Below are 11,303 nucleotides of genomic sequence, written 5' to 3' on the forward strand. Positions count from 1 at the left end.
ATCAGATTAATTTACACACTTCATCTTATATCTCTCAACTAAACCCTTTTGCACTGCACAAAATGAAAAAACTTACAAAAATCAAAATCAAAATTTTCAAACCCGTTTATCTTTTGTATCCCGGTCAAAGGCCACCAGATTGAACATCTCTCGCATCCGGCTGCGGATTCTGTTGCCGTATATGGATTCCAATTCTGAAGCAGAGAGATTGGTGGTAATGTGGGTCATCATGCGTTTGGAGACAAACAGGTCATAGCGGTTTAGCAGGATTTCTGCCATCACATTGCATTCGTTGCCAAAGTATTTCGGGGTCTGTTCCAATCCCAAATCATCGAAACAATACACCTTTGGCAGGAAAGGCATATTGGCATATTTGACAAATGAACCCTTGCTGTAATGATTGATCACTGCAAATCCATCTTTCTCAAACTCAAAACTGATCTCCCTGGTTGGCTTAACGAGGTATTGAGTTTCTCTGGGGAAAAAATAGTTCACCAACTGCATCAAAGTTGTTTTGCCCGATCCGATTGGGCCCGACACAAGAATACCTTTTCTCAGGCTGATTCCGTGATTTGCAGCATTTTCCTGATCACCGATGGCATAAACCAGCAGTTTGTAGATCAGCTCGAAGTCGGATTCAACCAATGAAAAATGGTTTCCAAAAAGGATTTTACCCCGCTCTTCCATCCATTGCAGGCTGGCCGGGAAGCTGAAATTGAATACTCCGCCGCGAAAATCGGCTATCTGCTCATAAGGGTTCAGAATAATCTTTGTTGACGGTGACGCTAAGTTTGCTGGTCCCGACTTGATTGGGTTCTCGTTCATCTGTTCTAAAACTTTGGGTATTGTTCATCCATTTCCGGGCAACGGCCTGCCAGGAAAGTATTTTTTTCATATCTCCCGTTTTCCAGCCTGACGACTGGTAGTGGGCGTAAAACTTCTGCGCCTCGCTGCGAGGAAACTGGTTCTGTTCAAAAAATTGTTCGGTTTCGGATAAATCCGGAATCGGAGATTTCTCCTCCGGAAGATTTTTGGAATTTTTCTTTTTAATCCTTTTTTGACTTTTTTCGTTTTCATCAACATCTGATTCTTGATTTCTTCTGACTGACTTTTCTTCCTGTTTCTTTTTGTTTAGACTGTTTATAAGAAGTGTATCACTTCCTGTATCACATGGAGTATCAGATTTGATACCGGCAGAATTATTTTCTTGGTCAGCAGTACTTCTTCCTGTATCAGTTTCAGTATTGGCTGTGATACCGGTATCACTTGCGGTATCACATGCAGTATCACTTTTGAGATTGCATGAAGTCCCGGTATTTCTTCCAGTATCATTTGTAGTATCAGATGCAGTATCAGTTTTAATACAGGTATCACTTGCGGTATTACTTCCTATATCACTTTCAGTACTGCCTGAAATACCGGTATCTCTTCCAGTATTATTACCTATATCGGTTGAAGAATTAGTTTTGATACCGGTATCAGTTCCTGTATTTCTTGCGGTATCAGTTACAGTATCGAATCTGATACAGGAGACCCGGCTACCTGAGTGGAGATTGGAAGAAGCGGAGTACCTGATATATCCCCAATCAGACAGCTCTTTCATGCAGCGGGCATAGGTATTGGCAGAACCAATCCGGGACAGTTGCATCATTTCACTTCTGGAAATGACAAACCAATCCCCGAACCGTTCCGCATTCCATTGCTGAAACAGGGAAAAATACAGGCTGATGTGATAAGGTGTCATCCGCTGATCTTCGGCCAACCGGATAAAGAATCCGCTCAGGTGCCTGATGTAGTTCATCGTTTCCCGTCGAAACTGAACCGGGGCACATTCTTGTTATCTTCCAGTATTTTACGAATGTCTTCGGAGTCATAGAAAAGGATTCCGCCCATTTTTGTAAATGGAATGGTTCTGTTTATCCTCATGTTCTGGAGGGTTCCCGGAGAGATGCCAAGCATTTTCTTGACCTCGTGGGATTTAAGCCACTTTTTGGATGGTTGACCATGATGCTCTTTCAGCATCTTTCTGAACTCGGTGAGTAATTCGGTTTTAAATTCCCGAAGATCGTCAGTTGTAATAATTTCTGAAGGCATAACTTTAAAATTTAAATTGGTACATTTTGAATAGTCCCAAATTTGAAGCCTTCAAAAATCATTTGTTGTCAATACGAGTTCAGACGGGGTGTTTTTTATGGTTAATCAAAAAGAAAAGAATTCACAAGACAATATAATATTACACTGATAAACAATCAGATATAATACAATTCAAATAGATGATAAGGATATTTTATTCAGACAAGAATTTGAGGAGAAATAGCAGCACATATAGCCAACTGTATTCAATTGGGAAAGGAATGATATATACAGAGGAAGGGTGGAATTCCTCTGACGATTTTATATCGCTTTCATTTTGGGATTTGTTGGTTTCCATTCGCCACTCCTGTATCTTGCCATGCAAGCGCGATGGAATTTGCGGAGTTCATCCAGTTCTTCCTGTGGGATAACTTCAACTTGTTCCATTTGTTTTTGCTCATCCTTCAGTGCATAATAAGGGATAAATGGGCATTCAGCGATTGGATCCCCAAACGGGCATTCCGAGATCGGGACAAGCAGATCAGCATTTTGACGGATTTTATCAGTATAAAGATTTGACATAACTTATTATTTTGGGTGTAATTTTTATCAAAAAAAGAGGCGCGAACCAAGACTTAAATCTTCCACGGTACCGCCAGGAACCCTAGTCTCAGTTAAGCTCGATCCACGCCAAAAGCGCAGACATCGAACTTTTATCTCTGAGACTATAATCAATAAAACTGGCGGTTTTAGGATTCTCAAATAAAAGTCAACGCATTATATGTCCTCAATTCATCGGAGTTTTATTTCCGATGATCGTTTACAATTCATTTCATTTATCAATAGCAAAGATACAAAACATACCGGAACTATTGATTTTTGATCATTTTTACTTTTCCTATTATGGAGCTTGAAATTTGTCATCTTCGTCGATCCTTCGTTTCAAAATAGCTTTAATGTAATCCAAAAACTTGGCCTTTTCAATCTTTCGCTGCTTGATTTCCATATAATACTTGTATATGTCCTTTGTCAGGTCCACATTCAAGATATATCCCATGGCTTCAGTCAATTCCTTGATGGTCGTATTACCATCGTTGATAGCGTCAGAGAAATGGAGTGCGTAAAGAATCTCGGCCAAGTCAATCTTATTGCCGGTCCAGCGCAGGGTTGACTTAAAGGTTTCCGTAGTCTCTATACCTGAGTTTTCAAGTCTTTCCATCTCTTTCCGGATATATTCCATCAGCATTTCATAGGCCATGATCGTCGAAAACGTGTGGTCGTGCCATGTAAAGAAGGCTTCATCCAACAGGTGTTGGTCTCCTCGAATTTCCATTGGGATTTCATTGTTTTCACGCACAAAATACTTCTCATCAAGATGCTTGAAATTGCACTTGTAATACTGGACTTTCACCTGGTGTTTATCCATGTATTCCTTGATTTTGTCCATCTGTTGCTGAAAATACTTCTTCTGCCCTTTTTTGTCTATTTCATTACGATTGGACTCAATTTCAAAAACAGCCCGGTAGTATATCAGCTTACAATAAACAGCAGGTTTGATCTTCTTGAAAAAATAGATTTCCGACTTCTGGTCTGGAAAACCTTCACTGACCACCAATTTACGCATACGGTCCAGTGCGACCTTACACTGCCCGACAGCATACTCCAATTGTTCCGGTAGGTTTTCCGAAACTTCTTTCATTCTAGACAGGTCGTTCTCAAGGTCCAGAATGATTTCACAAAACGTTTCCATAGCTAAGATTTAAACTGTTAATGTTTGGGTCTTAAATAAGACCGGTAATATCTTGAATCCATCCACCAGATTCTATAACAGTTCAATCTTCCCTTTTCAAGTAATCTAAATTATTAACTCAATCCTATTATTTATTTTTCAGTCTGAAAGTTTTGCCTAAAGCCCCCTCGCCCGGATTCCAGACAAAAGGGGCAAACCATCCACTCCGATCAAACTCTGTTTTTTGAACAGTTGCTATGTTGTTCAATCATTCTTTGCTTTTAATGCTGACTTAAATTCTTAATCCAGAGATATTTCTCACTAAAAGTAAGAGATTCAACTTCTAGCATTGGGCAGTTGTTCTTTCTATTATGATATAGAAAGTCAAAAGTCAAACCGTAGAGTGTAATATCTTCTCCCATAGAAAAAAACTAGTTTTTGACAAAATCTTTAAACGCATTATAAACCCTGCGGGAACATTCTACCTCTGCATAATCGGACTGTTTTTGATGCCAATGCTCTGCCAACTGCTTCATTTTAGCATCGGCATGTTCGAAAAACATTTGATAGGCCAGGCAAAACCTGGGTTGACGCTTATCGCCCGGATCTTTAATCCGGTCTTTTATACATCCACCAAAACATTTCTGATACCAAGGACAAAATTTGCATTTTCGGGGTAGTGAAGTTTTGGCTTTGCCAAATTCGTCCTGCCTTTTGGAGTTTAGCATGTCAATTATCCTTCCCTGCCGAATATTTCCCAGACGGTGGCGAGGCTCTACAAAGAAATCGCACGAATAGACATTACCATTGTGTTCAACAACCACGTATGGGGCACATTCTTTCATCATCGTGCATTCGGGCGAATCCATTCCCATATAACTGTAAAAAACCGAATCGAAGTGGCGAACTGAAGTTGTTGGCTCTCCATTCTTGAAATCGTTGATCCATAAATCGAAAAGTATAACCAGAAATTGACCATATTTTTCATCGGTTACCGAAAATGGGGCTGCTTTTGAAGGATCATCCTTATCGGTTTCTACAATCGGGATAAATTGCATCCAAGTAAAGCCAATGCTTTTATAATAATTGTATAACTCCACAGCATAATCAGCGGAGTAGTCGGTAATACAGCACATGGCATTAACGGCCACCCCCTCTTCCAACAACATCTTGGCCACTCCTTCCACTTTCTCCCAAGTCGGATGAAGTCCTTTATCTAATCGATAGCGGTCATGTATATGCTGAGGTCCATCAAGCGAAAGACCAATCAACCAGTCGTATTCTTTGAAAAACGTGGCCCATTCGCGGTCAAGCAATGTGCCGTTGGTCTGAAACCCGTTTCCAATCGACTGCCCGTGTCCGTATTTTTTCTCCAATTCAATGGATCGCTTATAAAAATCGAGTCCCATCAAGGCGGGCTCGCCTCCCTGCGAGCCAATCGTTACCGCTTCACTCGACTGTTGCATTATCTGGCGAATCATCTCCTCCTGTATCTTAGGATTCATCTGATGTACCGGCGATTGTTGAAACAAGGCAGATTTCTCAAGGTAAAAGCAGTATTTACAATCCAGGTTACAATCCGGACCGGTTGGTTTGATCAAAACTGAAGATAAAGAAAGCCGTCTCGCCATGTTTTTTTTCGTTATTGCAATTTAAAATTAATCCACTACAAGAGTAATCCGTAATCTACGTTTAGTAACCTTTTTTTTGTTCCAAAATATTGGTAACTAAATTTCAACTCTAAATTTTTATAATCATTCTAAATCTACCTTTTCAAATAAGAACGGGGCTTTTATGAATCGTCTTTCTATATTTTGAAATTTAAACTTTTCAAAGACCCTTTGCCGAAATTTCGGCAAAGGGTAACCTAACTAATTCAGCCACTCCAATCAAACTCTGTTCTTAGAACAGTTTATATGATGATTTACTAATTCCCTTTTTCGGTCTTCGCTCAATTCGGTTATCCGGTGATACTTTTCTTCAAATGAAAGTTCTTCTAATTCCTGGATTGGACAATTACCCAGTCTGTCCATATAGGGACATCCGTAAGCTATTCCGTAAAGCTGATAATTATTCTCTGTTGGTTTTCCTTCATTATACCCATATTTTCTATCCAAGTAAAATTAATTCAAAACTTAGACAACCTAATTGCAACGAAGCCCAAATAATATTATTCGCTTAATGAATCCTGGTTTCTTTTCCAAACATTATGAACAGAGCATGATATGGTAGAAAAAAGAAATAGCAGTACCATATCTTCTTGTAATACTGAAATTTTCATATTTCAGTATTCTTTTTTAATAAATTGAGTATTTCATCAGTAAATAATTTGTTTTTAATGTCTGATGTAACTAACATGTTGTTGCGAATTATTTTCGTTTCATGGATTTCCACTTCGTTCCAATTCATTGGTGTTTGTGCTGCCCACAACATGTTTGTTTCATTTTTAAATCATTGCACTTAAACCAGATATTAAAAAGGTTTCTTTTATCCCAGAATTATTGTCATAATCGAATGCGCCAAACTAACTGTTTGGGCTGCTTTGCAATCAGTCAACAAGCGGAAAGGCAGCTTTTCATCCGATGTATTTAAAATAACCACGACCATTTTGCCATTCGGATTCAGAAATGCCGTTGCCTGCAATTTGTCCCGATTGGTTGAGCAGCTTATCCGTTTGGCTCCGGGTTGGATAAATTTAGAGAAATGCCCGATGTAGTAATAACTGTTGGTATAAATCAGTTTGCCGCTTTTCGTGTCGGCATGTACTGGAGCGAAGCAGAAATTACCCATGTGGTTTGGTCCACCTTTTTCGTCTAAAAGAACATTCCAGTCGGTCCAGGCAACGGTTCCGCAATTGAAATCGTTTACCATTGAAGTTCCGTAGCGTTCACCCAATGACCAGTCATTTACTCGGTCAAAGCTGAATTTTGCAACACAGCCTTCTGTGAAAATCAAGTTTTTATCGGGAAAAGCTTCTTTCACCCGCTTCAGGTTTTCGAACTGCATTGAGTTTCCGCTCCAGGTTTCGTACCAGTGGTAGCCAATTCCCCAAATATACTTGGCAGCTTCCTGATCGTTTAAAACTGTGCTGGCGCGTTGGAAAATCAAGTCGCGGTTGTGATCCCAGCAAATCAGCTTTTTATTCCCCAATCCACTCTTCTGTAAAGTTGGGCCAAGGTAGTTCTTCACAAAATCACGTTCTTCTTCAGCAGTGTAAATGCACGACTCCCATATTTGGCTAGCCATTGGTTCGTTTTGTACAGAAAGCCCCCATATAGGAATTCCAATAGATTCGTATTTTTTAATAAATTTCACATAGTGATTTGCCCAGACCTTGGCGTATTTCGCTTGTAGTTTTCCTCCGTGCAAAACATTATTGTTGTCTTTCATCCATCCTGGCGGACTCCACGGACTGACAAACATAGGCAGTGAGCCACCAGCAGCAAGAATGACCTTTTTGATAAATGGAATCCGATACTTTTCATCATGCAAAACATTAAATGACGCCAAAGTCGTATCTTTTTCAGCAATATAATCATACGTGTCGCTTGAGAAGTCACAACTGGCTATGTTAGTGCGACTAAAATTGTATCCAATCCCTTTTTCGCGGTCGTAATAGGCCGTTAAGAATTCTCTTTGATCGGTTTCCGAAAGTTTGGAAAAAACCTCGGCAGAGGCATCAGTTAAAGCGCCTCCTATTCCAATATAAGTCTGGAAAGTGTGTCGCTGATCAACAAATACACAGGCCTGAGTTTCGAGCGGCTGTCCGAAATTTTCGAACGAAATATCGGCGGTTTTGGTTAATCGGAGCATGGTGTCTTTAGCGGTGACAAAAACCTGGGCCTTTACAGGAACATCTTTTCCACCGGTTTTTTGCTCCGAAACAAACGAGAATATTCCCAGGCTCAAAACGAAAAGAAGAATAGAATTAATCTTGTTCATATTGAATTGTTTGTTTATTTGTTTTGAATGCAAATAATTTTTAACTGACAATAAGACTTCTGAATGTATATGAGTTCAGAAACGTCTTCCCCCTTAAATCAGTAAACTCATTGATTAATCAGAAATCAGATTGTTTTATCCCCTGCATTGCATTTAGTGGTATCCTAAACCAGATATTAAACCTTGACTGCTCGTCCCAAGTGTTGCCTGCCGAAGCGTAATCACAGAATTTGACCATCCTTGCCTGGTGATAAGCCGGTTCGGTGTTTAAGCCCATTATTAGCGGTGTCTCATAGCTCATCAGCATTCCTTCTGGTTTGTCTTTTATTTCATTCAGCTCTACAAATCCATCTTCCGTTTTTGGGGAAAAGGCTGGCTCCAATACATTCCCGTCATTAAAGCGGGCATCCCTGGCCAAAACCAACGGGCCCCTTGTTATAGCAAAATGATTGCCTTGCAAAATAACATGTCCCCTCATATCCAGGGCCAGGCGTATTTTGTCCCCCTTTTTCCATTTTCTCACCAACCGTTGGTAATTTCCCGGACCGGCTTCATATGACAGGTCGTTTACTTGTAACATCACTTTTTTGCTCCATTCCGGGACCCTTACCCCGATGGTGAACGTTTCCTCCCTTTCCGGGATGATCTCGATCTCCAGGTCACCGCCTGCCGGATAGTTGCCTCGTTGGACAATTTGTACTGCATTTCCTGTTTTTGTCCGGAATACGGTCCTTGAATCTTCAAAAAAGTTAATAAAAACCCCTTCGTCATTCTGCGCATACATCAACTGAGGGTAAAGGATCAGGGCGCGTGGCCCGTTTGCCCCGCAACAGTTCAGTTCCATTCCGCATTGACCGCCGCTCAACTGTTTCATGCCTTCCAGGGGAGGGTACTTGGTAAAAGTATGCCCGTCGGGGGTCAAGCCAGCAAGTAAGGCATTATACATGCTTTTCTCTATTTGATCGATATAGCCGGGGTTACCCGTTATCTTAAATAGTTTCGTACACAGTTTGATCCAGGTCGTGGTTACGCACACCTCGTTAAAATGGATTACTGCTTCGGCCTGGTGTTCTTTGCCATGAAACCAGCATTCGTATGCCGATCCGGACCCTGCTATGTTGATTTCGTCCCTTATTATGCTCTTAACCGTATTCTCGGTAGTCTTTAGCCAGTCAGCATTGCCTTCGAGGGTATAAAGCTCCAGCAATCCTTCATAGCACGACATCATTTCATAAGCTTTCTGCCCGTTGGTGGTCCACAGTGTGCCAGGCTCATAGGGGAAACGGGCATAAACCGGGACATCTTCCAGCCCTTTGCTTACCAGTTGGGGGCCGTCGTTTGTTTCCCACTGCTTGACAATGTAATGCGCAAAGTCAAGGTACTTTTGTTCGCCGGTGCGCTTATATAGTAAAACGATTGGTTCCAGGACTGAACTGGCTGCAAGTCCACGGTAGTTGCCCTGCATTACAATGTCGGCTTTCCCGGGACCAACTTCAGTCAGCAAGTGGTCGGCCAGTCTGATCGCGGATTGTAATGCCTTTTGATTATTCTTCGGATCGAGGTCATAATAAGCAAGCAAGCCCAGCAGGCAATACTTCCGCCCCCAGATGTCCCACTGTGCCAAATGAGACCCATCAGCATAGTTGCCGATATAACCGTCAGGTGTCTGCGTCGTTAGCAATCCATTAACTGCACCTTCAATCTTTTGCATAAGTAACGGGTCTTTGGTAAACTGCCAGGCCTGTATGGCCGAGGTGACCCATTTGCCCCAAAACTCCGATTGCCAAAGACGCGTTTCACTGCGGTAACGGAATGGGGAGACCAGCTCTTCCACATTTTGCTCCCGAACACCATGCGAAACGCTCAGTTGAAGCTTCCTCCCCATAAAACCCCGCAATACAAGGGAATCCATTGAACAGGGGGAGAACGCGGCCCCCGCTTTTATTTCATTCTGAATAGTTTTTTTGGAAATTTGAGAAAATACAATCGAACTGAATATGGACAAAACAATTAAAAGTAATAATGGACGCGAATGTTTGAATGTATTCATCGGTAAAATGTTTTATTGTTTTTAACTCTCACTTTCGATATGTTTCTTCAACAGATCTTTTAATGGTTAAACAAAATTTTTGCTTTCCCTAACCTTAATGGTTAGTCTCTTCTTCATTTTCATCGATCAACTGATTCTGCAAATCAGTTACCGCTATTAAAAGGCAGATTTAAAATTTGACCATTCTTTGGGAGGTATTGCGTATTCCTCTTTTAGTCCCCGGTATATTTCTCGCAACTCATTAAGTTTTATTGTAAATGCCGGATCATTTACCTTGTTTTGCGTCTCATGGGGATCGTGTTTGATGTCAAATAGTTCCTCGTAACCATGTTCCACGTAGTTCATGTACTTCCAGTCCTTTGTTACAGCCCCTTCTACCCGGGGAATACGTGGACTACCCAAAAAATAATGTTGATAGAAAAAGGCTGTTCTTTCCATTATCTTATTTTCTATCAGATCAATAAGGTTTACTCCCTGCATCTCTTCGGGAACCTGGACTCCCGCCATGGAAAGAATCGTTGGGGCAATGTCGATATTCAAAGCCATTTGTGTTGCCCTATACTGTCTGACCTTGTCGGGCAACCCAGGATGATAGATCAAAAGAGGGACACGAATTGATTCTTCATATCCATACCATTTCCCCTCCATTCCATGCTCGCCCAGCAACATACCATTATCGCCCATAACTATTATAATGGTATTCCGGGCAATACCAATGTCCTTTAACTTCTTCATCATTTCTCCGATCACATCATCCACTCCGGTTATTAACCGGTAATAGTTTTTTACATTTTCCTGGTATAACTCAGGCGTTCCGAAAAGTCCCTTCCATCTCGCCCTGGCAAAATTTGTGTCTGTTCGAAAAAAATCAGGAAATTGGTTCCAATACCTGGGATCATCCGTGACCGGCTCTGGAATAACCACATCTTGATAATAATCCTTGTAATGGGGTTGAATAATATACCTTGGAGGATAACCGTCCTGTTCATGCGGTGCCTTAAAACTAACCGAAAGGCAAAATGGACCATTTTTACCAAATTGGCTTAAGTAGGTTTGCATTGCCGATCCTATCGTATCCGTGTCGTGGATTTGATGGCCATTCTTGTCGGTGGTGATATAATCAGGCTGTCCTTTTCCCCCTGCTTCCGTATCAATCCAGAAATCGAAGGAGGAACCGGGTGGATGATGACCAATGCCAAATTTCCCAATAAACCCAATGTTATAACCGGCCCTTTTTAATAAATATGGATACGTTTTCGAAAAAGCTTGCGGAGTAAGGTCGGTTTCGAAATCATGTATTTTATGATTAGATTCGTATTGACCGGTTAATATGCTTGCACGGCTCACGCAACAAATTGCAGTTGTGCAATAGGCATTCTGAAACAAAACCCCCGAACTGGCCAACTGATCCATATTTGGTGTTTTGATGATTGAATTACCCATTGCACCAAGTGCATCCCATCGCTGGTCGTCGGTTAATATGAAAATAATATTGGGACGCTGCATTTG

Annotated in this window: 10 protein-coding genes; all 10 read right to left on the minus strand. The window is 41.2% G+C overall.

The genetic code is table 11. From position 1 onward, the window contains the following. Window positions 1-96 precede the first annotated feature (96 nt). The 10 genes from AC6H3C_RS00700 to AC6H3C_RS00745 all read right to left on the minus strand — a co-directional run bounded on the left by AC6H3C_RS00700 (window position 97) and on the right by AC6H3C_RS00745 (window position 11,300). On the minus strand, window positions 97-825 hold the full coding sequence (locus AC6H3C_RS00700; protein WP_497518587.1) for a P-loop NTPase family protein: 729 nt from the start codon (window positions 823-825) through the stop codon (window positions 97-99). Further along, window positions 749-1,801, minus strand: coding sequence for a hypothetical protein (locus AC6H3C_RS00705; protein ID WP_497518588.1), 1,053 nt, complete (start codon window positions 1,799-1,801; stop codon window positions 749-751). Before AC6H3C_RS00705 ends, AC6H3C_RS00700 begins: the two co-directional genes overlap by 77 nt. After that, window positions 1,798-2,094 carry a helix-turn-helix domain-containing protein gene (locus AC6H3C_RS00710; protein WP_497518589.1) on the minus strand — a complete coding sequence of 99 codons (297 nt, stop codon included), beginning with the start codon at window positions 2,092-2,094 and terminating at the stop codon, window positions 1,798-1,800. Before AC6H3C_RS00710 ends, AC6H3C_RS00705 begins: the two co-directional genes overlap by 4 nt. Window positions 2,095-2,394: 300 nt before the next feature. Then, the gene (locus AC6H3C_RS00715; RefSeq protein WP_497518590.1) at window positions 2,395-2,655 is read right to left on the minus strand and encodes a hypothetical protein; all 261 of its coding nucleotides are present in this window, start codon (window positions 2,653-2,655) and stop codon (window positions 2,395-2,397) included. Between the two features lie 319 nt (window positions 2,656-2,974). Then, on the minus strand, window positions 2,975-3,823 hold the full coding sequence (locus tag AC6H3C_RS00720; RefSeq protein WP_497518591.1) for an RteC domain-containing protein: 849 nt from the start codon (window positions 3,821-3,823) through the stop codon (window positions 2,975-2,977). Window positions 3,824-4,233: 410 nt separating this feature from the next. Continuing rightward, window positions 4,234-5,433 carry an anaerobic sulfatase maturase gene (locus AC6H3C_RS00725; protein WP_497518593.1) on the minus strand — a complete coding sequence of 400 codons (1,200 nt, stop codon included), beginning with the start codon at window positions 5,431-5,433 and terminating at the stop codon, window positions 4,234-4,236. A 258-nt stretch (window positions 5,434-5,691) separates the two neighbouring features. Beyond that, window positions 5,692-5,919 (minus strand): hypothetical protein, encoded by a 228-nt coding sequence (locus AC6H3C_RS00730; protein WP_497518594.1) that lies wholly within the window; start codon window positions 5,917-5,919, stop codon window positions 5,692-5,694. A gap of 370 nt (window positions 5,920-6,289) precedes the next feature. Next, window positions 6,290-7,744, minus strand: coding sequence for a glycoside hydrolase family 30 protein (locus tag AC6H3C_RS00735; protein ID WP_497518596.1), 1,455 nt, complete (start codon window positions 7,742-7,744; stop codon window positions 6,290-6,292). Between the two features lie 118 nt (window positions 7,745-7,862). Then, complete coding sequence (locus AC6H3C_RS00740; protein WP_497518597.1) at window positions 7,863-9,629, minus strand: beta-L-arabinofuranosidase domain-containing protein; 1,767 nt, start codon at window positions 9,627-9,629, stop codon at window positions 7,863-7,865. Window positions 9,630-9,950: 321 nt separating this feature from the next. Continuing rightward, window positions 9,951-11,300 (minus strand): sulfatase family protein, encoded by a 1,350-nt coding sequence (locus AC6H3C_RS00745; protein WP_497518598.1) that lies wholly within the window; start codon window positions 11,298-11,300, stop codon window positions 9,951-9,953. Window positions 11,301-11,303 lie beyond the last annotated feature (3 nt).

Source organism: Gaoshiqia sp. US2, from assembly GCF_059705485.1.